The organism is Delftia sp., from assembly GCF_059499305.1.
Genome location: NZ_JCABYI010000005.1, coordinates 62,199 through 81,748, shown reverse-complemented (window position 1 = coordinate 81,748; position 19,550 = coordinate 62,199). Strand labels below are relative to the sequence as shown.

The window sequence follows — 19,550 nt, the reverse complement described above, 5'->3', positions numbered from 1 at the left end:
CCTGGCGGCCATGGCGGTCCAAGCTGGATGCCATGGCCAGGAAATTCCCCATCCACCCCGCCCATCCCGAGCGCACCTGCTGGGGTTGCGACCGCTACTGCGCCCGCGACGAGCTGGCCTGCGGCAACGGATCGGACCGCACACAGCACCCGGTGGAGATCTTTGGCGACGACTGGATGGAGTGGGGCCTGCCGCCCGAGCCGGCGGCAGACAACGCAGCCAGCCTGAAGGACGCGGCGCGCTGAAGTCGCCCACCCCACTTCAAGCGACCGCGGCCACCTCGGCGGCGAGCGCGTCCACCAGCCACTGCACCTCGGCCACGGCCGGCCGGTGCAGCGGCAGCAGCGCATGGACCTGGAAGGGAATGGAAAACGCCAGCGGCCGCACCACCAGCTGCGGCCCGGCGCAGGCACGCGCCGTCAGCGGATTGACGATGGCCACGCCCAGGCCATGCTGGACCATGGCGCAGACCGCCACGGCGCTGTGGGTCTCCAGGTGCAGCTGGCGCTGCACGCCGGCCTGCTCGAACACGGCATCGATCTGCTGGCGATAGGGGTCGTCTCGCGCCAGGCTGATGAAGCCCTCCCCCGCAAAGTCGCCCGCCTCCAGCACCGGGCGGGCCGCCAGCGCATGCCCTGCCGGCAGCACGGCCACCTCGTCCATGGCGGGCAAAGCCAGAGCACGCGTGCCGGGCGGCGCCTCGGCCAGTTCGGCCAGGCCCAGGTCGTAGCGCTGGGCGGCCATCCACTCCTGCAGCAGCGGCGCCTCCTGCGTGGCCACGCTGACGGCCACGGGGCCATGCTCCGCATGCAGCCGCGCCAGCGCTGCGGGCAGCAGCGCATGGCTGAGCGCGGGCAGGCACAGCACGTTGATGCGCGCCTGGTGCGGACGCCCCAGGGCCAGCGCATGCTCCACCACCCGATCCAGCCCCTGCCAGCTGCGCTGCACCTCGGCCCACAGCGACAGGGCGCGTGCCGTGGGCCGCAGCCGGCCCTGGGCGCGCTCGAACAGCGCATAGCCCAGCAGGCTTTCCAGGCGCGCCAGTTCGCGGCTGACGGTGGGCTGGGAGCTGTACAGCATCTGCGCCGCCGCCGTGGCGCTGCCGCTGAGCATGAGCGCGCGAAACACCTCCAGGTGGCGATGGGAGATGCGGGGCTCGGGGGACGTGTGCGGCAGCGCGGGGTCTTGCATGGGCAGAGCATATCCAAATCAAATAGACACCATAAGAACAAGCATTGGACTGAATGACCCCCATCCGCCATCATGCGCGGCAGTTCCCCTGAAAGAGACACCATGTCCAATCCCTTCTCGCCCGCCCAGCTCTGGGCCCTGGCCGACCAGCACGGCACGCCGCTGTGGGTCTATGACGCCGCCACCATCCGCGCGCGCATCGCCCAGCTCAAGGCCTTCGACACCATCCGCTTTGCGCAGAAGGCCTGCTCCAACATCCACATCCTGCGGCTGATGCGCGAGCAGGGCGTGAAGGTGGACGCCGTCTCGCGCGGCGAAATCCTGCGTGCGCTAGCCGCCGGCTACGCGGCCGGCCATGGCGACGACCTGCACAGCGACATCGTGTTCACCGCCGACGTGATGGACGAGGCCACGCTGGCCTGCGTGGCCGAGCACAAGGTGCCCGTGAACGCCGGCTCCATCGACATGCTGCACCAGCTGGCCCAGGCCTCGCCCGGCCATCCCGTGTGGCTGCGCATCAACCCCGGCTTCGGCCACGGCCACAGCAACAAGACCAACACGGGCGGCGAGCACAGCAAGCACGGCATCTGGCACAGCGACCTGCTGGCGGCGCTGCAGGCCATCCGCGACGGCGGCCTGAAGCTGGCCGGCCTGCACATGCACATCGGCTCGGGCGTGGACTACGGCCACCTGCAGCAGGTCTGCGGCGCCATGGTCGAGCTGGTGCGCGCCACCCGCCAGGCAGGCCATGACCTGCAGGCCATCTCGGCCGGCGGCGGCCTGTCCATTCCCTACCGCGATGGCGACGCCACCATCGACACCGCCCACTACCACGGCCTGTGGGATGCGGCACGCAAGGACGCCGAGGCCATCGTGGGCCATGCGCTGGGCCTGGAGATCGAACCCGGCCGCTTCCTGGTGGCCGAGTCGGGCGTGCTGCTGGGCCAGGTGCGCGCCACCAAGAATGCGGGCAGCAACCATTTCGTGCTGGTCGATACGGGCTTCAACGAGCTGATGCGCCCCTCCATGTACGGCAGCTGGCACGGCATGGAAGTGCTGCGCCGCGACGGCCAGGCCATGCCCCTGCGCGATGCCGTGGTCGCCGGCCCGCTGTGCGAATCGGGCGACGTGTTCACCCAGGGCGACGGCGGCGTGGTGCTGCCGCGCGCGCTGGCAGGCGCCTCGGTGGGCGACCTGCTGGTCATCCATGACACGGGCGCCTATGGCAGCTCCATGTCCAGCAACTACAACACGCGCCCGCTGGCCGCCGAGGTGCTGGTCGACGGCGACAGCGCGCGCCTCATCCGCCGCCGCCAGACGGTGGAGGAACTGCTGGGTCTGGAGCTGGGCCTGTAACTGGGCATGTAACTGGGCATGTAGCGCGCCAAGCGCCAGGATTTCTGACGCAAAAAAGCCCCGGGGCCTTCCAGCTCCGGGGCTTTTTCATCGCCGGGCCGCCCCAAGATGAAAAGCGGCCCCCTCGGGGGGCAGTGGACCTTGCGCAGCAAGGGGAGCGTGTGGGCCATTTTTCATGGACACCGAAGAATCACTCGCCGCGTGGATCGCGCGCCATCAGGTGCTGCACGGCTTCGGCCGCCTGCAGCCGGCCGTCCAGCAGCTCGACCACGGTTTCGGTGATCGGCATCTCCACATTCAGCAGCCGCGCGCGCGCCAGCACGGTGCGCGCGCTGTACACGCCCTCGGCTACATGGCCCAGCGAGGCCACGGCCTGCTCCAGCGTGCGGCCCTGGGCCAGCAGCAGGCCCACCTTGCGATTGCGCGACAGGTCGCCCGTGGCCGTCAGCACCAGATCGCCCAGGCCGGACAGGCCCATGAAGGTCTCCACCCGCGCGCCCAGGGCCAGGCCCAGTCGCGTCATCTCGGCCAGGCCGCGCGTGATCAGCGCGGCGCGGGCGTTCAGGCCCAGCTGCAGGCCGTCGCACAGGCCGGTGGCAATGGCCAGCACGTTCTTCACGGCACCGCCCACTTCCACGCCCACGATGTCGGCGTTGGCGTAGACGCGCATGGCATCGCCATGGAAGGCCGCGACCAGGGCGTCATTGACCTCGGCATGCCGGCTGGCCGCCACCAGGGCCGTGGGCTGGTGGCGCGCCACCTCGGCCGCAAAGCTGGGGCCGCTGAGCACGCCGCACAGCAGATCGGGCGCCACCTGGGCGCAGACCTCGTGCGCCATCAGTCCATGGGCGGCGGCCGACGCGCCTGCGGGCACGGCCTCGAAGCCCTTGCACAGCCACACCACGGGCGCCCCCACATTGCGCAGGCGGCCCAGCCATTCGCGCAAGGCCGCCATGGGCGTGCCGATCACGATCAGGTCTGCCGCAGCCAGATGGCCGTCGATCTCGCCATGCACCACCTGCAGCGCGGCAGGCAGCGCCACGCCCGGCAGGTAGCGCGCGTTCTCGCCGCTGTCCCGCATGGCCTGCGCCTGGGCAGCGTCGCGCGCCCACAGCGTCACGACACGTCCGTCATCGCGCGAGGCCGCGCTCATTGCCAGCGCCGTGCCCCAGGCGCCTGCACCAATCACCACAATGTTCATATCTGCCCGACGTTGAAGAAGCGACGTTGATGAAAAAAAGAGGCCCTCGGGCCTCTTTTCTTGTACCACAGCGATGCGACGCGCCTGGGCGCAAGTCTCATCGGCCGGGATGGGACCGGCTTACTGCGGCAGCGAGTTGCCGTCCGCCTGGGCGGCTGCCTGCTGCTGCTCGTACATGGCCTGGAAGTTGATCTCGGCCAGGTGCACGGGCGGGAAGCCGGCGCGTGTGACCACGTCGGCCACGTTGCCGCGCAGGTAGGGATAGATGATCTGGGGGCAGGCAATGCCGATCACGCCACCCATCTGGTCTTCGGGCACGTTGCGGATCTCGAAGATGCCGGCCTGCTTGGCCTCGACCAGGAACACGGTCTTGTCCTGGATCTTGGTCTGCACGGTGGCCGTCACGGCCACTTCGTAGATGCCTTCGGCCACGGGAGTCGCCTCGACGCCGAGCTGGATGTCCACGCTGGGCTGCTCCTGCTCCAGCAGGATGGCGGGCGAATTGGGCTGCTCCAGCGACAGGTCCTTGAGGTAGACGCGCTGGATCTGGAAGACGGGAGTGTCCTGTTCGGCCATGGAATCAGTCTTTCTGGGCAAAAAACCCTGGCACGGCGGCCAGGGCATCAAAAAAATCACCAACAAAATGCCCGCTGCCAATAGGTTGCGCAGCGGGCACCTGGGCCTGCATTATGCAGTGCCCGTGTTTCAGCTTTGCAGCATGGGCACCAGGCCACCGTCGGCGTCCAGCGCCATCAGGTCGTCGCAGCCGCCCACATGGTGGTCGCCGATGAAGATCTGGGGCACCGTACGGCGGCCCGTGCTCTGCATCATCACGTCACGCGCGGCAGGGTCGGTATCGATGCGGATCTCTTCGATCTGCTCCACGCCCTTGGACTTGAGGATCTGCTTGGCCCGAATGCAATAGGGGCAGACAGCGGTGGTGTACATCTTCACGGCTTGCATATGCGACTTTCTTCGAGTGGGCGGCTTGCCGGCTGCAGGCGCCGGGGACGCGGCGCAGCGGCTTCCATCGTGATCAACTGGAGGCGCTTCAGGCCTTTTCAACCGGCATGCCGGCATCGCGCCAGGCCTTCAGGCCACCGGCCAGGGCCTGGGCGTTTTCGTAGCCCAGCTTCTTCGCAATGCCTTCGGCACGCGAGGCGCGGTTGCCCTTGGTGCAGATCAGCACCAGCGGCAGGGCCTTGTTCTTCACGGTGGCAGGCAGCTTTTCCTCGAACTGGCCCAGCGGCACATTCTTGGCGCCATTGGCATGGGCGGCCGCGTACTCCTCGGGCTCGGAGACATCGATGACCACGGCCTTTTGGCGGTTGATCAGTTGCACGGCCTGCGCCGCCGTCAGCGAGCCGCCGCCTGCGCCGCGCACCAGGGGCAGCAGCAGCATCACGCCGGAAGCCAGCGCGATCAGGATCAAATACCAGTTATCGATGATGAATTTCACGTCATTCCTTGGGTTGGCAAACCTGTCAATTCTAGAATGCTGGCTTTTGCCCCCGCGACAGCCCAGCTTTGTCGCATCGAGAGACTTAGAAAGCCGCCATGTACAAGCTCGTGCTGATCCGCCACGGTGAATCCACCTGGAACCTCGAAAACCGCTTCACCGGCTGGACCGATGTGGACCTGACCGCCACCGGCGTCGAACAGGCCAAGAACGCCGGCCGCCTGCTCAAGGCCGAAGGCTACGACTTCGACCTGGCCTTCACCAGCGTGCTCAAGCGCGCCACGCGCACGCTGTGGCACACGCTGGACGAAATGGACCGCACCTGGCTGCCCGTGCAGCACAGCTGGCGCCTGAACGAGCGCCACTACGGCGGCCTGCAGGGCCTGAACAAGGCCGACATGGCCAAGCAGTACGGCGACGCCCAGGTGCTGGTCTGGCGCCGCAGCTACGACACTCCCCCGCCGGCCCTGGAGCCCCAGGACCCGCGCAGCGAGCGCAGCGACGTGCGCTACGCCCAGCTGGACCCCAGCCAGGTGCCGCTGACCGAATGCCTGAAGGACACGGTCGCGCGCGTGCTGCCGTTCTGGAACGAGTCCATCGCGCCCGCCATCCTGTCCGGCAAGCGCGTCGTGGTTGCCGCGCATGGCAACTCCATCCGCGCGCTGATCAAGTACCTGGACGGCATCTCGGATGACGCCATCGTCGGCGTCAACGTGCCCAACGGCATTCCGCTGGTCTACGAGCTGGATGCCAATCTCAAGCCCATTCGCCACTACTACCTGGGCGATGCCGAGGCTGCCGCCAAGGCGGCTGCCGCCGTGGCCGCACAGGGCAAGGCTTGAGCCTGACCCGCCTGAGGTGAGCGCCTGCTACGGAAATTGCGCTTGCTGCGCCGTTTTTAGGGAACCACGCGGGCGCTTGCCTTTCCAAGCGGGTGTATATTGACGCGGTTAAAGGGGTGATATGGGCCAGAAAATCAAAATTGCCGGCTGGGTTTCCGTAGGCGTAATCGCCGGAGCACTGACCACGGTTTCCTTGCAGACCGTGGCCCGCGGTGCCATGACCCCGCTGCCGCTGGAAGAGATCCAGCAGCTGTCCGCCGTCTTCGGCCTGATCAAGACCGACTATGTCGAGTCGGTCGATGACAAGAAGCTGATCACCGATGCCATCTCCGGCATGGTGTCCAGCCTCGATCCGCATTCGCAGTACTTCGACAAGAAGTCCTACAAGGAATTCCGCGAAGGCACCTCGGGCCGCTTCGTCGGCGTAGGCATCGAGATCACGCAGGAAGACGGCCTGATCAAGGTCGTCTCGCCCATCGAAGGCTCCCCCGCCTTCCGCGCGGGCCTGAAGACCGGCGACCTGATCACCAAGATCGACGACACGGCCGTCAAGGGCCTGTCGCTCAACGACGCCGTCAAGCGCATGCGCGGCGAGCCCAACACCAAGGTGCAGCTGACCATCCTGCGCAAGGATGAAAGCCGCAGCTTCCCCGTGACCATCACGCGCGAGGAAATCAAGACGCAATCCGTCAAGGGCAAGGTCATCGAGCCCGGCTACGGCTGGATTCGTCTGAGCCAGTTCCAGGAACGCACGGTGGACGACTTCGTGCGCAAGGTCGAAGAGCTGTACAAGCAGGAACCCAACATGAAGGGCCTGGTGCTGGACCTGCGCAACGACCCGGGCGGCCTGCTGGACGCGGCCGTCGCCATCTCGGCAGCCTTCCTGCCGCCCGATGTGACCGTGGTGTCCACCAACGGCCAGCTGGCCGAGAGCAAGGAAACCTACAAGGCCTCTCCCAGCTTCTATGCCCGCCGCGGCATGGGAGACCCGCTGCAGCGCCTGCCCGCCTCGCTCAAGAAGCTGCCGCTGGTGGTTCTGGTCAACGAAGGCTCGGCCTCGGCCAGCGAAATCGTGGCCGGCGCCCTGCAGGACCACAAGCGTGCGGTCATCATGGGCAGCCAGACCTTCGGCAAGGGCTCGGTGCAGACCGTTCGCCCGCTGGGTCCCGACACGGGCCTGAAGCTGACCACGGCCCGCTACTACACGCCCAGCGGCAAATCCATCCAGGCCAAGGGCATCGTTCCTGACGTGATGGTGGACGAGACCCCTGAAGGCGATCTGTTCGCTGCCCTGCGCATGCGCGAGGCCGACCTGGAAAAGCACCTGTCCAGCGGACAGGGCGCCGAAGTCAAGGACGAAGTACGCGAGAAGGCCCGCGAGGAAGCCCGCAAGCGCCTGGAGGAAGAGGCCAAGAAGCCCCTGGCCGAGCGTCGCCTGCCCGAGTTCGGCACCGAAAAGGACTTCCAGCTGCAGCAGGCGCTCAACCGCCTCAAGGGCCAGCCCGTCATGGTCAGCAAGACCCTGACCGAGCGCGAGCCCGAAAAGAAGGAAAACTGAAGAGCTCGGACCGGGTCCGCGCTCCCACCAAGCCGGGCCCGCGCCCGGCTTTTTCACGTCTGGAGACGCGAATGAACGACGATCAACTGCTGCGCTACTCGCGCCACATCCTGCTGGACGAGATCGGCATCGAAGGCCAGGAGCGCATCCTGGCAGCGCATGTGCTCATCATCGGCGCAGGCGGCCTGGGCGCGCCTGCCTCGCTGTACCTGGGCTCGGCCGGCATCGGCCGCATCACCCTGGTGGACGACGATGCCGTGGACATGACCAACCTGCAGCGCCAGATTGCCCACACCACCGATCGCGTGGGCCAGCCCAAGGTGCAATCCATACGCACGGCCGTGCATGCCATCAACCCCGGCATCCGCATCGATTGCCGCCAGCAGCGCGCAGACGATGCCCTGCTCGACGAGCTCGTGCCCCAAGCCACGGTGGTGCTGGACTGCACGGACAACTACCGCACGCGCCACATGATCAACGCGGCCTGCGTGCGGCACAAGGTGCCCCTGGTGGCGGGGGCGGCCATCCGCCTGGACGGCCAGCTCATGGTGATGGACCCACGCGACGAGAACTGCGCCTGCTATGCCTGCGTATTCCCGCCGGAGGCGCAGTTCGAGGAAGTGCAGTGCTCGACCATGGGCGTCTTCGCCCCCGTGGTCGGCGTCATGGGCACGCTGCAGGCGGCCGAAGCCCTCAAGCTGATCGCGGGTTTTGGCACGCCTGCAACAAACCGCCTGACCATGTTCGACAGCCGCAGCCTCGATTGGAGTAGCATGCAAACCACCCGTGTGCCGGACTGTCCCGTTTGCGGCAACAAGGCGTAGGAATCGACTGACTTCCAGGCCGATCCCCCACTGGCACAATCGCCCGCTGTCGCGCAGGACAATGAAGGCCGGGTTCCGCCGGACTCCGATTGCCATCCGCGTCCCTATTGGATACAGCCGTGAAATTGCGCACCTATCTTGTTGAAGACAACCCTACGATCCGCGAGAACCTGATCGCCACGCTCGAGGAACTCGCCGATGTCGAGGCCGTGGGCATCGCCGAGACGGAAAGCGCGGGGACGGACTGGCTTCAGCAGAACCCCGACGCATGGGATCTGGCCATCGTCGATCTGTTCCTGCGCCAGGGCAGCGGCCTGGGTGTGCTCACCGCCTGCCGCGAGCGCCAGCCGCACCAGAAGATCGTGGTGCTCAGCAACTACGCCACCCCTGACATCCGCAGCCGCTGCGCCCAGCTCGGCGTGGATGCGGTCTTCGACAAGTCCAATGAGATCGATGCACTCATGGACTATTGCATGAATATCGACGCCGCATCGCTCAATCAACTCAAAACAGCCTGAACCCAAAACACGGCATTTTTACTCTCCATCAAAGAAAAAGGCTGCACGACTTGATAATCGTGCAGCCCGTATTTTCTATTGACTGGGAATCAGTCGATCAGCCGGTTTTTCAGCGCGTAATACGTGAGATCGCTGTTGGATGACAATCCCATTTTCTCCATAAGCCGCGTGCGATAGGTACTGACCGTCTTCACGCTCAGCGAGAGCGATTTCGCAATATCACCTGCCGTTTCGCCGCGCGCGAGTTTGAGGAAGACCTGGAACTCACGCTCGGACAGCTGTTCATGCGCTGGCGCGTCATCCTTGCGGTTGAGCTGCTGGGCCAGCAGGTCGGCCACGGCCGGCGTCAGGTAGCGGCGGCCCAGGGCCACGGTGCGGATCGCTTCGGCAATCTCCTGGGGATCGCATTCCTTGTTCAGGTAGCCGCTGGCGCCCTGGCGGATCAGGTTGATCGCGTAGTGCTCCTCGGGATATCCGCTCAGGATCAGGATGCCCATGTCAGGGGCCTTGGCCCGCAGCATGGCCAGCGCATCGATGCCGCTTTGCCCGGGCATGGACAGGTCCATCAGCAGCACGTCGATCTCGTGGGCTCGGACCAGGTCGATGGCCTCACGGCCATTGGCGGCCTCACCGACTACACGCAGGTCCACATGTTCCGAGAGAAACTGACGCAGACCCGAGCGCACAATTGCATGGTCGTCCACAATGCCGATTCTGATCATGAATACCTCTTTTTCGGGGGACCAGCAGGAACGCCGGTCGTGCAAACAATATATGGTAACGGCCGGGGCAGGAACTGCTCCGGCTGCCGATAACACGAATTATGCAGAATATCGGCGAAGATCTTGTAGGTGAGAGGATGCTTATGCGTTGGATAAATTTCCGAAGAATTGCGATCAGCCTGGCATTTGCCATCGTTGCGGCCGTGCTGCTTGTCAGCATTAACGAGGCCAGCTACAAGCGCTCGACCAAGGCGCTGGAGGCCATGACCCAGACCCAGGCGACCCGCTCGGAAATCAGCCAACTGCTGCGGTTGATGCTCGATGCAGAGACCGGCCTGCGCGGCTACCTGCTCACGGGGGAGGAGCGCTACCTGGAGCCCTACAGCAAGGCGATCACGGCCATCAACTACAACATGGACGAGTTGCGCCAGATCTTCATCTACGACCCCCAGGAACTGGCCATCTTCACGCCGCTGGCCCGCCAGGTCGAGCGCAAGATGAGCGAGATGGAGTTGAGCCTGCGCCTGTACCGCCAGGGCAACGAGGAAGCCTGGCGCTTCGTCATGTTCACGGACGTGGGCATGGAGAACATGGATGCCATCCGGGACTACACAGGCAAGCTGCTGTCAGGCATAGACGAGCGCTCGGCCAAGAACCTGCAGGATATCGAGCACACGCTGTCGCTGTCGCGCATAGGCATTGCCACGGTGACCGCGCTGGGCGTGCTGGGCTTTTTCATGTACCTGCGCCAGGCCCACGCGCTGCAGCAGGCCCATCAGCGCGAGCAGGAAATCCAGCGTGACGAGCGCAACCGCCTTGAAGCCCTGGTGCGCGAACGCACGGCCACGCTGACGGAGCTGGCCAACCACTTGCAGCAGGTGCGCGAGGATGAGCGCGGCCACCTGGCGCGCGAGCTGCACGATGAACTGGGCTCGCTGCTGACGGCGGCCAAGCTCGATGTGGCCCGGCTCAAATCCAAGATCGACCTCAGCGCCCCCGACGTGGGAGAGCGCGTCAGCCATCTGGTGGAGACGCTCAACAGCGGCATTGCCCTCAAGCGCCGCATCATCGAGGACCTGCGTCCTTCGTCCCTGTCCAACCTGGGCCTGACCACGGCGCTGGAAATCCTGGCACGCGAATTCGGCGAGCGCAGCGGCATCGAGGTCACAGCGAACCTGGAGCAGGTGGAGCTGCCGGAGTCGACCCAGCTCACGGTCTACCGCATCGTGCAGGAGTCGCTGACCAATATCGGCAAATACGCCAAGGCCAGCCACGTACTGGTCTCCGTGCACAACTACCCGACCTATGTGACGGTGCAGATCCAGGACGATGGCGAGGGCTTCGAGACCTCGGCCATGCGCCCCAACTCCCACGGGCTGGCCGGCATGCGCCATCGCGTGGAGGCGGCAGGCGGGCGGCTGACCGTCTCCTCCGAACTGGGCAAGGGCACGGCCATCTCCGCCGTCATTCCACTGAGCCCGGCATCCGCCTGACCACGACGCATCGCCTGCACGCACAACCCCTGCCCGGCACCGCCCTGGCAGGGGTTTTTCTTGATGGGCACTGCGGGCCGGCGCTTTTCCTACACCCGCCCCCTGCCTAACCCTGACGCCATGCCACGCCGGGCACCGTCAATCCGGCCTCGGGCGGCTCGGTACAGTCAATCGCATGGGAACAGCACTCGGCTCCTGACAGCCAGATGCCGTTTCTTGGCAACGAACAACCAAGGAGTTCTACATGCTGCACTACGCCATCGTGTTTTTCGTGATCGCTCTCGTCGCCGCCATCTTCGGCTTTGGCGGAATTGCGGCAGGTGCTGTAGGCATCGCCAAGATCCTGTTCTATATTTTCGTGATCATGGCTGTAGTCACCTTTGTGATGAGCCTGATCAAGAAGTAGCGGCGGCGCCGCCTTCAGCCACCTGCCAGCCCAAGCCCGCCTCCGGCGGGCAGCCAGCCCGGCAGCCCGACCGCCTTTCCCATTCATGCAAGTTTTGAGGAGATAGAACCAATGAGCCAAGCCGAGAAAGCCGTGAACAAAGCCGCCGATACCGCCAAGGACGTTGCCCAGGACGTAGCAGACACTGCCAAGGAAGCCGTCAACACCACGCGCCGCACTGCAGCAAATGCTCTGGACAAGGCCGAGGAAGGCGTGAAGTCCATCGAGCGTGAACTGAATCCCGTCATCGACGACCTCGCGGCACGTGCCCAGGAACTGGCCACGCGCGGAATCAACTTCTGCGCCGACAGCTCCGACCGCGCCCGCCGCCAGCTGCAATCTGCCACGGAAGCCACCACGCGCTACGTCATCGAGCAGCCTGGCCGCTCCATGCTGCTGGCAGCAGCCACGGGCGCAGCCCTGGCCACCGCGTTCTTCATGAGTTCCCGCTCGCGCAAGTGAGCTGCAGCCCAGCCCCCCGAGTTCCCTCGACTACCGTTTCCCTCAATTTCTTGTCCAAGAAAGAACTGACCATGCAAAAGTACACCCGTGCCATCGCTTTCGCTCTCGTCGCCGGCGCCACCGTGCTCGGCACCACCGCCTGCTCCGTGGCCCGCGACCAGCAGACCGTGGGTTCGTATGTGGATGACGCCGGCATCACCACTGCCGTGAAGGCCAAGATGGCAGAGGACAAGAGCGTCTCGGCCACCTCCATCAGCGTCGAGACCCTGAACGGCACGGTGCAACTGTCGGGCTTTGCCAAGTCGGAGTCGGAAAAGGCCCGCGCTGCCGAGATCGCACGCACCACCAAGAACGTGCGCGAAGTGCGCAACAGCATCGTGGTTCGCCCCTGATGCAGGCCCCCATGGGGCCATCGAAAGGCCGGTGTCATCCGGCCTTTTTTCATTGCAGGGCCACCCCGGTGAAAACCACCCTTGGGGGAATCTGACCTTGCAGCGCCAGGGCGACATGGGAATCATTTTTCATGACGCCAGGGCATACGGCGTAAAGTGACCGACATGCGAGTTTTCAACTGCGATGCCTGCGGCCACCCGGTTTTCTTCGACAGCGTTCAATGCGTGCACTGCGGCGCCACCCTGGCCTTCCTGCCAGAGCGACTGCATGTGGCCTGCCTGCGACCGGTTTTCGGCGCGCGGGACAGCGCGCTGTGGGAGAGCCTGTCCTCCCTGGGCGCAGGCAAGCCGCCAGGCCGCCTCTACAAGATGTGCAGCCACCGGGGACCTGTGGGCCAGTGCAACTTCGCCCTGCCCGCCGACGACCCCCACGCGCTGTGCGAATCCTGCCGCCAGACACGCTGGCTGCCCGATCTGTCAGACCCGGCCAATGCCTTGCGCTGGACCAAGATCGAGGCGGCCAAGCGCCAGCTGTTCTATACGCTGGCCCGCCTGGGCCTGGGCCCCAGGCCTGGAGAGGACGGGCCGCGCTTCGAGCTGCTGGCCGACCTGCCCGGGCAGGCGCCGGTGATGACCGGCCATGCCAACGGCACCATCACGCTGAACGTGGTGGAGGCCGACGATACCGAGCGTGCCCGGCGCCGCCAGGCGCTGCATGAGCCCTACCGGACGCTGGTGGGCCATCTGCGCCATGAGTCCGGCCACTTCTTCTGGGACAGGCTGGTGGTGGGCGCGGGCCGTATCGAGGAATTCCGCCGCCTGTTCGGCGACGAGCGCCAGGACTATGGCCAGGCCCTGCAGAACTACTACGCACGCAGCCCGCTGGATGGGCAGTGGCGCGACAACTTCGTCAGCGCCTATGCCACCTCCCACCCGTGGGAAGACTGGGCCGAAAGCTGGGCCCACTACCTGCACATGGTGGATCTGCTGGAGACTGCGGCCAGCTATGGCACCTGCATCACCTTGCCAGGAGGCGCAGGCACGGCGGCGGGCATGGGAACGCCGGCCGCGCTGTGCGTGCAGGACCCGTTCGCGGTCCCTGCCCGGCCGGACTTCGGCACCATGCTGGACCAGTGGGTGCCGCTGACGCTGCTGACCAACAGCCTCAACCGCAGCCTGGGCCACGGGGATGCCTATCCGTTCGCTCTTTCAATGGGCGCGCGGCGCAAGCTGGAATTCGTGCATGCGGCCGTGAATGCAAGTGCCGCCACGCAGAGCGCCTGATACCGTGAACTCGTCATGGGGGCGGGCCAAGGCGCCTGGCCGACCTCCCTCTCTCAAGGAGCGCGATTGGCCTGCACCTTCTCAAGCAGTCGCGTGCGCACGTTGGGCGAGACGAACTTGTCGATCTCGCCATCCAGCGTGGCGATCTCGCGCACGAAGGTGCTGCTGATGAACTGGTAGCGGTCGCTGGGCGTGAGGAAGACGGTTTCCACCTCGGGCATCAGCGTGCGGTTCATGCCGGCAAGCTGAAACTCGTAGTCGAAGTCGGTGACCGCACGCAGGCCGCGCACCATGGCCTTGCCGCCGCGCTCGACCACGAAGTCGCGCAGCAGGCCATGAAAGCTCTCGACCTGGACATGGGGATAGATGGACACGGCCTCGCGCACCATCTCCATGCGTTCCTCGAGATTGAACATGGTCTTCTTGTGGTGGCCGGCCGCCACGGCCACGATGACGTGGCTGAACAGCTGGGTCGCACGGCGCACCACGTCTTCGTGGCCCAGCGTGATCGGATCGAAGGTTCCGGGGTAGACGGCAATCACGTCGTGGCTCATGGCGTTCACTTTCCTTGGCTGCGCGTGCCCTGGTCCGGCACGGATGGCGCATTATGCATTGCACTGCAGCATGGCCCGTCGGCTGCGCGACAGCCGCATTCCTGCGCTGGAACACGGCTGCGGCGCCAGCCTACTCGTCCTGCGCGGCCTTGCGCAGCAGATGGGCGTGGACGGCACCCGCCTTGAGATGGCGGAACAGCTGCAGGCCGCCAGCCTCGGCCAGTTGCTCCTCGGTCCAGGCCTGGGGCGCCTCCAGATAGACATAGCCCTGGGCGGAGACGGCCAGCGCAGCGGCCTTCAGCGCAGGCTCGAACAGCTCGGCATGGTCGAACGGCGGATCGATCAGCGCCAGGTCCAGCGTGCCCGGCGCCACCTGGCGCAGGCAGCCGATGCCATCGCCGCGCAGCACGCGCACGGACTGGGCGTCCAGGCGCTCGCGCAGGCGCTGCAGCTGCAGCACCAGGGCGGCGTCCTGCTCGTTCATCAGCACGCTGGTCGCGCCGCGCGATGCGGCCTCGAAGCCCAGCGCACCCGTGCCCGCGAAGGCGTCCAGGCAGTGCCAGCCCGTCAGGTCCTGGCCCAGCCAGTTGAACAGGGTCTCGCGCACGCGGTCCGGCGTGGGGCGCAGGCCCGGGCGCTGCGCCACGGGCAGACGCGTGCGGCGCCACTGGCCGCCGATGATGCGGACCTCGCCCGCACCCGAGGGTGCCGGCTTGCCCGCCTTTGCCTTTGCGGCCGGCGCTGCGGCAGGCGCCTTGGGCGCCGCGGCCTCGGCCGTGGCCTTTTCCAGCCAGCGCTTGCCGGCAGGGGTATGCAGTTTGATGCTGTTGCGGCTCATTGCTTGCCTCCCACGACGACGGTCACCATGCGATCGGGCTGCAGCATTCGCTGCATGGCCTCGCGCACATCACGCACGGTCAGCGCCTGCACGCGCTCGGTCCAGTGCTCCAGATAGTCCAGCGGCAGGCCGTTCCACGCGATGTTGGCCACATTGCCCAGCAGCTTGCGGTTGCTGTCTATGCGCAGCGCAAAGCCGCCGATCAGATTGTCCTTGGCGGCCTTGAGCTCCTTCTCGGTCGGGCCGTCGGCGACAAAGCGGCGCAGCGTGTCCTGCGACACCTTCAAGGCCTCGGCCGCCTGGTCGGGGCGTGTCTGCAGGGCGATCGTGAAGGCACCCGCGTCCAGGCCCGGCGAGAAGTCGCTGTAGACGCTGTAGCTCAGGCCGCGCTTTTCGCGCACTTCCTCGGTCAGCCGTGAGGTGAAGCCTCCGCCGCCCAGGATGTGGTTGCCCACGAGCACGGCCATGAAGTCCGGGCTGTTGCGTGCAATGCCGGGCTGGGCGATCAGCACCTGCGCCTGGGCCGAGGCGAAGGGGATGTTCTCGTTGACCGGCGCCTTGAGCGCCTGCACCTTGGGCACGTCGGGCAGCGGAGCGCAGGCGCCCGCATCCTGGCCCTGCGCCGCCTGCAGCGGAGCCAGCAGTTGCTGCACCAGCTGGTCGGCCTGCTCGCGGCTGACGGCGCCGACGATGCTGACCTTGGCACGGCAGGCGGCGATCAGCCGGCGGTGGAAGGACTGCATGTCCGACAGGTCGATGCGCGACAGGCTCTCGGCCGTGGCACGCGCACCGTAGGGGTGGGTACCGAACACGCCCTGGCTCAGGGCCTTGCCGGCCACCGTTCCGGGGCGCGTGTCCGATTCCTTGATGGCCGCAGTCCAGCGCTCGCGCTCGCGCAGCCACACATCCTGCGGCCAGCTGGGGCTGGCGATCTGGCGCGCGGCCAGGGCCACGGCGCGCTGCAGCAGCGCAGGCTCGGTCAGGGAGCGCAGCCCGTAGCTGAAGCTGTCGCGGCCCGCCTGGGCGCCAAAGCTGGCACCCAGATCGGCCCAGGCCTGGCCCAGGCCGTTTTCATCGAGAGCAGACGCGCTGCCCTGGGCCGTGACGCCCTTGGACGCCATCAGCGCCACGGCGCTGGCCAGGCCGACCTGGTTGGCGGGATCGCGCCGGCTGCCGGCGTCGAAATCCATCTGCACATCGACCATGGGAATGCCCGGGCTGTCCACCAGCCAGACCTGCGCCCCGCTGGGCTGGGTCCAGTGCTGGATGGGCAGCAAGGCCCATGCGGACGTGGCGCCAAAGCCCAGGCCCACGCTTGCCAGCACGGAGCTGGCCACCATCTTTTTCATGTTCTTCATCTTCACTCCAGCGTGCTTCGGGGGCATCAATGCAGGGGTCCGCCAATGCCGGCACCCGCGTCGGTGCGGCGGGGCTTGCCGCCTTCAGGCAGGGGCTGCGGCACCAGGGTGCCCACCGTGAGCTGGTCATCGCCAAAGTACTTGGCCGCCACGCGCTTGACGTCATCGGGCGTGATGGTGCGAAGCTGGGCCAGCAACTGGTCTTCCGCATCCAGCGGCATGCCCTGTATCCAGTAATTGCCCAGGCTCTGGGCCTGGCCCATGACCGAGTCGCGCTCATAGACATTGGAGGCCATCCATTGCGTCTTCACGCGCTCCAGTTCGGCAGGCTCGACGCCGTCCCTGGCGACCTTGGCCACTTCGGCGCGCAGCGCGGCCTCGACCTCGGCCGCAGTCTTGCCCGTGGCGGGCACGCCCGTCAGCATGAACAGGCCGGGGCCGCGGCTCATGAGCGACATGGAGCTGCCCGCGCCGTCGGCCACGCGGCCTTCGCCCTGGACCAGGGCCCGCTCCAGGCGGGCGCCGTCATAGCCGTCGAGCACGGCCGAGAGCACCAGCAGCGCCAGCGCATCGCGGTCATCGGCCTGCAGATCGCTGACGCGCGTCAGCGAGGGCGCACGGAAGGCCAGTGCCACCAGGGCCTGCTCGGCCGGCTGCTTGACCTCGATGCGGCGGATGCCGATCTGCGCAGGCTCGGTGCGCGGCTTGCGCACCGGCACGGCGCGTGCGGGAATGCTGCCGTAGTACTTCTCTGCCCAGGCGCGGACCTTGGCAACGTCCACATCACCGGCAATGACGACGGTGGCATTGCCGGGCACATACCAGCGGCTGTGGAAATCGCGCACGTCGCCGGGCGTCAGGGCGTCCAGATCGCTCATCCAGCCGATCACGGGCCGGTGGTAGGGCGAGGCCATGAAGGTCGCCGCCATCAGTTGCTCCATGAGCACGGCGCGCGGCTGGTCCTCGGTGCGCATGCGGCGCTCTTCCTTGATGACCTCGATCTCCTTCTTGAACTCGCTGTCGGGCCAGTGGTTGTTGGCGAAGCGGTCGGATTCGAGCTTCATCACTTCCTCCAGCCGGCTGGACGGGATCTGCTGGTAGTAGCCCGTGTAGTCGCGGCTGGTGAAAGCGTTCTCCTGGCCGCCCAGGGCCGCCACCCGGCGTGAGAACTCGCCGGGCGCCACCTTGCGCGAGCCCTTGAACATCATGTGCTCGAGCGCGTGGGCCACGCCCGAGGTGCCGTCCACCTCGTCGATGGCGCCCACGCGCACCCAGACCATGTGCACGGCCGTGGGCGCGCGCCGGTCGGGCTGCACGATGAGCTGCATGCCGTTCTTCAGGGTGAATTGCTGCGCTGCTGTGGCGGACCGCTGGCCGCCTGCGGCCTGGCTGGCCACCGTCTGCAGCAGTGACGAAGGGGAGGAAGAGGATGCATCCGGGGCTGCCAAAGCAGCCCCGGTGCCCATGCAGGCCATTAAGCCCAGGAGGGTGAGTGCATGTTTCATAGAATGCTGTGATTCTAAGAACCTGCCGATGTTCAGTTTTTTCAAGAAAAAGCCCACCCCCTCCTCCGCCGAGATTTCCCCGGCGGACAGCAGCGCCGCGCCTGAAGAGGCCGGCATTCCCGCAACCCCGCCGCAGGACCGCGCCCCAGACCTGCCCCCTGGCACGCCTGCCCCACCGGCCGCAGCCGACACCGGCAGCGCCTGGTGGCGCAAGCCCTTCGGCGGCGGCAAGGGCGATGCCGCCCCGCCTGCCGCACCCACTGCACCCACTGCTGCTGCTTCCACGCTCGCGCCTGCCGACTTCATTGCCGCACCCGAGCCCACGGCCAAGCCCGAAGCCGAAGGCGCCAGCCGCCAGAACTGGATGCAGCGCCTCAAGGCCGGACTGCGCAAGACCGGCAGCAGCATCGCCACGGTCTTCACCGGCACGCAGATCAACGATGCGCTGTACGAAGAGCTGGAAGACGCCCTGCTGATGGCCGACACCGGCGTCAAGGCCACCGAGCACCTGCTCACCGACCTGCGTCGCCGCGTCAAGGAAGCCAAGGCCACCGACCCCGCCGCCGTCAAGGCGCTGCTGGCCGATGCACTGGCCGACCTGCTGCGCCCGCTGGAAAAGCCGCTGATCATCGGCGAGCACCAGCCTACCGTGGTCATGGTCGCTGGCGTCAACGGCGCAGGCAAGACCACCTCCATCGGCAAGCTGACCAAGCATCTGGCCGACGAAGGCCAGAGCGTGCTGCTGGCTGCCGCCGACACCTTCCGCGCCGCCGCGCGCGAGCAGCTCGGCGTCTGGGCCAACCGCAACACGGTGGAGATCGTCAGCCAGGAAGGCGGTGATCCTGCAGCCGTGAGCTTTGATGCCGTCACCGCCGGCCGCGCCCGCAAGAAAGATGTGGTGCTGGTGGACACGGCGGGCCGCCTGCCCACCCAGCTGCACCTGATGGAAGAGCTGCGCAAGATCCGCCGCGTGGTCACCAAGGCCGATGCCACGGCACCGCACGAGGTGCTGCTGGTCATCGACGGCAACACCGGCCAGAACGCGCTGGCCCAGGTGCGCGCCTTCGACGATGCACTGCAGCTCACGGGCCTGATCGTCACCAAGCTCGACGGCACGGCCAAGGGCGGCGTGCTGGCCGCCATTGCCCAGGAACGGCCGATCCCCGTGTACTTCATCGGCGTGGGCGAAAAGGTCGAGGACCTGGAGACCTTCAACGCCAGGGAATTCGCGCAGGCGCTGCTGTCCTGACAATCTGTTCAGAGTTTTCTCGACAGGCGCCACAGGAAGGCGGAATGGATGAATTGCGGGCTGGCGCTCAAGCCGCTCTCCGCTCATCCATTGGGGAGTGACCGCTCAACGAAGAGCTCTCCAGCCTCAACCTCTGACGCACTCAACCGCTTCGGGACTGATCAGGCCAGGCCCTACCGGGTTAGCTCATGTGACTTGCCGCAAAAGCCCAGTAACTTCGCCACAGGCGACAGCGTGGGCGCGGCAAAGACCAGAAAGGGCATGCCCTTCAATCACCGAAGCAGCCACTCATCGTCACG

General features: G+C 66.5%; 22 protein-coding genes. 12 read left to right on the top strand and 10 right to left on the bottom strand.

Annotated features, from left to right (window positions below; all coding sequences use genetic code 11):
- The first annotated feature begins 32 nt into the window (after nt 1–32).
- A complete protein-coding gene (locus AC5I49_RS05265; RefSeq protein WP_016454156.1) occupies nt 33–245 on the top strand; it encodes a DUF3079 domain-containing protein in 213 nt (70 codons plus the stop codon).
- A gap of 16 nt (nt 246–261) precedes the next feature.
- Here AC5I49_RS05265 and AC5I49_RS05260 read toward each other — a convergent pair whose 3' ends face one another.
- Entirely contained in the window at nt 262–1,191 is a 930-nt protein-coding gene (locus AC5I49_RS05260; RefSeq protein WP_495788949.1) for a LysR family transcriptional regulator, read from the bottom strand.
- Nucleotides 1,192–1,293: 102 nt separating this feature from the next.
- Here AC5I49_RS05260 and lysA point away from each other — a divergent pair, with 102 nt between their 5' ends.
- Nucleotides 1,294–2,547, top strand: a complete 1,254-nt coding sequence (lysA, locus tag AC5I49_RS05255) for a diaminopimelate decarboxylase (protein WP_061288232.1) — start codon at nt 1,294–1,296, stop codon at nt 2,545–2,547.
- A gap of 190 nt (nt 2,548–2,737) precedes the next feature.
- On the opposite strand, the gene AC5I49_RS05250 is transcribed toward lysA, so the two are convergent.
- The 4 genes from AC5I49_RS05250 to AC5I49_RS05235 form a co-directional block, all read right to left on the bottom strand.
- On the bottom strand, nt 2,738–3,748 hold the full coding sequence (locus tag AC5I49_RS05250) for an NAD(P)H-dependent glycerol-3-phosphate dehydrogenase (protein WP_126312522.1): 1,011 nt from the start codon (nt 3,746–3,748) through the stop codon (nt 2,738–2,740).
- Between the two features lie 120 nt (nt 3,749–3,868).
- On the bottom strand, nt 3,869–4,324 hold the full coding sequence (secB, locus tag AC5I49_RS05245; protein WP_013803924.1) for a protein-export chaperone SecB: 456 nt from the start codon (nt 4,322–4,324) through the stop codon (nt 3,869–3,871).
- Between the two features lie 129 nt (nt 4,325–4,453).
- Nucleotides 4,454–4,711: a glutaredoxin 3 gene (gene grxC / locus AC5I49_RS05240; protein ID WP_016449064.1), complete on the bottom strand. Its 258-nt coding sequence runs from the start codon at nt 4,709–4,711 to the stop codon at nt 4,454–4,456.
- A gap of 88 nt (nt 4,712–4,799) precedes the next feature.
- A complete protein-coding gene (locus AC5I49_RS05235; RefSeq protein WP_495788948.1) occupies nt 4,800–5,207 on the bottom strand; it encodes a rhodanese-like domain-containing protein in 408 nt (135 codons plus the stop codon).
- Nucleotides 5,208–5,305: 98 nt separating this feature from the next.
- Here AC5I49_RS05235 and gpmA point away from each other — a divergent pair, with 98 nt between their 5' ends.
- The 4 genes from gpmA (at nt 5,306) to AC5I49_RS05215 (ending at nt 8,949) form a co-directional block, all read left to right on the top strand.
- The gene (gene gpmA / locus AC5I49_RS05230) at nt 5,306–6,049 is read left to right on the top strand and encodes a 2,3-diphosphoglycerate-dependent phosphoglycerate mutase (RefSeq protein ID WP_034366077.1); all 744 of its coding nucleotides are present in this window, start codon (nt 5,306–5,308) and stop codon (nt 6,047–6,049) included.
- A gap of 121 nt (nt 6,050–6,170) precedes the next feature.
- Complete coding sequence (locus AC5I49_RS05225; RefSeq protein WP_016449067.1) at nt 6,171–7,607, top strand: S41 family peptidase; 1,437 nt, start codon at nt 6,171–6,173, stop codon at nt 7,605–7,607.
- Between the two features lie 71 nt (nt 7,608–7,678).
- Entirely contained in the window at nt 7,679–8,431 is a 753-nt protein-coding gene (locus tag AC5I49_RS05220) for a HesA/MoeB/ThiF family protein (RefSeq protein ID WP_017404230.1), read from the top strand.
- Nucleotides 8,432–8,550: 119 nt separating this feature from the next.
- Complete coding sequence (locus tag AC5I49_RS05215; protein ID WP_013803928.1) at nt 8,551–8,949, top strand: response regulator; 399 nt, start codon at nt 8,551–8,553, stop codon at nt 8,947–8,949.
- An 89-nt stretch (nt 8,950–9,038) separates the two neighbouring features.
- On the opposite strand, the gene AC5I49_RS05210 is transcribed toward AC5I49_RS05215, so the two are convergent.
- Nucleotides 9,039–9,671 carry a response regulator gene (locus AC5I49_RS05210; protein ID WP_012203736.1) on the bottom strand — a complete coding sequence of 211 codons (633 nt, stop codon included), beginning with the start codon at nt 9,669–9,671 and terminating at the stop codon, nt 9,039–9,041.
- Nucleotides 9,672–9,814: 143 nt separating this feature from the next.
- Here AC5I49_RS05210 and AC5I49_RS05205 point away from each other — a divergent pair, with 143 nt between their 5' ends.
- The 5 genes from AC5I49_RS05205 (at nt 9,815) to AC5I49_RS05185 (ending at nt 13,747) form a co-directional block, all read left to right on the top strand.
- Entirely contained in the window at nt 9,815–11,164 is a 1,350-nt protein-coding gene (locus tag AC5I49_RS05205) for a sensor histidine kinase (RefSeq protein ID WP_016449069.1), read from the top strand.
- A gap of 244 nt (nt 11,165–11,408) precedes the next feature.
- Complete coding sequence (locus tag AC5I49_RS05200) at nt 11,409–11,570, top strand: DUF1328 domain-containing protein (RefSeq protein WP_013803930.1); 162 nt, start codon at nt 11,409–11,411, stop codon at nt 11,568–11,570.
- Between the two features lie 111 nt (nt 11,571–11,681).
- Nucleotides 11,682–12,071, top strand: a complete 390-nt coding sequence (locus AC5I49_RS05195) for a hypothetical protein (RefSeq protein WP_016449070.1) — start codon at nt 11,682–11,684, stop codon at nt 12,069–12,071.
- A 71-nt stretch (nt 12,072–12,142) separates the two neighbouring features.
- The gene (locus AC5I49_RS05190; protein WP_012203732.1) at nt 12,143–12,463 is read left to right on the top strand and encodes a BON domain-containing protein; all 321 of its coding nucleotides are present in this window, start codon (nt 12,143–12,145) and stop codon (nt 12,461–12,463) included.
- Between the two features lie 165 nt (nt 12,464–12,628).
- Nucleotides 12,629–13,747, top strand: a complete 1,119-nt coding sequence (locus tag AC5I49_RS05185) for a zinc-binding metallopeptidase family protein (RefSeq protein ID WP_495788947.1) — start codon at nt 12,629–12,631, stop codon at nt 13,745–13,747.
- A gap of 53 nt (nt 13,748–13,800) precedes the next feature.
- Here AC5I49_RS05185 and coaD read toward each other — a convergent pair whose 3' ends face one another.
- From coaD to AC5I49_RS05165, 4 genes are all read right to left on the bottom strand, one after another.
- Nucleotides 13,801–14,301: a pantetheine-phosphate adenylyltransferase gene (gene coaD / locus AC5I49_RS05180; RefSeq protein WP_016449072.1), complete on the bottom strand. Its 501-nt coding sequence runs from the start codon at nt 14,299–14,301 to the stop codon at nt 13,801–13,803.
- 130 nt (nt 14,302–14,431) lie between these two features.
- Nucleotides 14,432–15,139, bottom strand: a complete 708-nt coding sequence (gene rsmD, locus AC5I49_RS05175) for a 16S rRNA (guanine(966)-N(2))-methyltransferase RsmD (protein WP_495788946.1) — start codon at nt 15,137–15,139, stop codon at nt 14,432–14,434.
- The gene (locus AC5I49_RS05170) at nt 15,136–16,497 is read right to left on the bottom strand and encodes a M16 family metallopeptidase (RefSeq protein WP_495788945.1); all 1,362 of its coding nucleotides are present in this window, start codon (nt 16,495–16,497) and stop codon (nt 15,136–15,138) included. Before AC5I49_RS05170 ends, rsmD begins: the two co-directional genes overlap by 4 nt.
- Nucleotides 16,498–16,523: 26 nt before the next feature.
- The gene (locus tag AC5I49_RS05165) at nt 16,524–18,002 is read right to left on the bottom strand and encodes a M16 family metallopeptidase (protein ID WP_016449075.1); all 1,479 of its coding nucleotides are present in this window, start codon (nt 18,000–18,002) and stop codon (nt 16,524–16,526) included.
- Between the two features lie 28 nt (nt 18,003–18,030).
- Here AC5I49_RS05165 and ftsY point away from each other — a divergent pair, with 28 nt between their 5' ends.
- Nucleotides 18,031–19,251, top strand: a complete 1,221-nt coding sequence (gene ftsY / locus AC5I49_RS05160; RefSeq protein ID WP_047326032.1) for a signal recognition particle-docking protein FtsY — start codon at nt 18,031–18,033, stop codon at nt 19,249–19,251.
- The last annotated feature ends 299 nt before the right edge of the window (nt 19,252–19,550 follow it).

What these genes read in the sequence shown, in the direction of transcription:
- AC5I49_RS05265 (WP_016454156.1), top strand. Translation starts at nt 33, where the DNA reads ATGGCCAGGAAATTCCCCATCCACCCCGCCCATCCCGAGCGCACCTGC.
- AC5I49_RS05260 (WP_495788949.1), bottom strand. Translation starts at nt 1,191, where the DNA reads ATGCAAGACCCCGCGCTGCCGCACACGTCCCCCGAGCCCCGCATCTCC.
- lysA (WP_061288232.1), top strand. Translation starts at nt 1,294, where the DNA reads ATGTCCAATCCCTTCTCGCCCGCCCAGCTCTGGGCCCTGGCCGACCAG.
- AC5I49_RS05250 (WP_126312522.1), bottom strand. Translation starts at nt 3,748, where the DNA reads ATGAACATTGTGGTGATTGGTGCAGGCGCCTGGGGCACGGCGCTGGCA.
- secB (WP_013803924.1), bottom strand. Translation starts at nt 4,324, where the DNA reads ATGGCCGAACAGGACACTCCCGTCTTCCAGATCCAGCGCGTCTACCTC.
- grxC (WP_016449064.1), bottom strand. Translation starts at nt 4,711, where the DNA reads ATGCAAGCCGTGAAGATGTACACCACCGCTGTCTGCCCCTATTGCATT.
- gpmA (WP_034366077.1), top strand. Translation starts at nt 5,306, where the DNA reads ATGTACAAGCTCGTGCTGATCCGCCACGGTGAATCCACCTGGAACCTC.
- AC5I49_RS05225 (WP_016449067.1), top strand. Translation starts at nt 6,171, where the DNA reads ATGGGCCAGAAAATCAAAATTGCCGGCTGGGTTTCCGTAGGCGTAATC.
- AC5I49_RS05220 (WP_017404230.1), top strand. Translation starts at nt 7,679, where the DNA reads ATGAACGACGATCAACTGCTGCGCTACTCGCGCCACATCCTGCTGGAC.
- AC5I49_RS05210 (WP_012203736.1), bottom strand. Translation starts at nt 9,671, where the DNA reads ATGATCAGAATCGGCATTGTGGACGACCATGCAATTGTGCGCTCGGGT.
- AC5I49_RS05205 (WP_016449069.1), top strand. Translation starts at nt 9,815, where the DNA reads ATGCGTTGGATAAATTTCCGAAGAATTGCGATCAGCCTGGCATTTGCC.
- AC5I49_RS05200 (WP_013803930.1), top strand. Translation starts at nt 11,409, where the DNA reads ATGCTGCACTACGCCATCGTGTTTTTCGTGATCGCTCTCGTCGCCGCC.
- AC5I49_RS05195 (WP_016449070.1), top strand. Translation starts at nt 11,682, where the DNA reads ATGAGCCAAGCCGAGAAAGCCGTGAACAAAGCCGCCGATACCGCCAAG.
- AC5I49_RS05190 (WP_012203732.1), top strand. Translation starts at nt 12,143, where the DNA reads ATGCAAAAGTACACCCGTGCCATCGCTTTCGCTCTCGTCGCCGGCGCC.
- AC5I49_RS05185 (WP_495788947.1), top strand. Translation starts at nt 12,629, where the DNA reads ATGCGAGTTTTCAACTGCGATGCCTGCGGCCACCCGGTTTTCTTCGAC.
- coaD (WP_016449072.1), bottom strand. Translation starts at nt 14,301, where the DNA reads ATGAGCCACGACGTGATTGCCGTCTACCCCGGAACCTTCGATCCGATC.
- rsmD (WP_495788946.1), bottom strand. Translation starts at nt 15,139, where the DNA reads ATGAGCCGCAACAGCATCAAACTGCATACCCCTGCCGGCAAGCGCTGG.
- AC5I49_RS05170 (WP_495788945.1), bottom strand. Translation starts at nt 16,497, where the DNA reads ATGAAGAACATGAAAAAGATGGTGGCCAGCTCCGTGCTGGCAAGCGTG.
- AC5I49_RS05165 (WP_016449075.1), bottom strand. Translation starts at nt 18,002, where the DNA reads ATGAAACATGCACTCACCCTCCTGGGCTTAATGGCCTGCATGGGCACC.
- ftsY (WP_047326032.1), top strand. Translation starts at nt 18,031, where the DNA reads ATGTTCAGTTTTTTCAAGAAAAAGCCCACCCCCTCCTCCGCCGAGATT.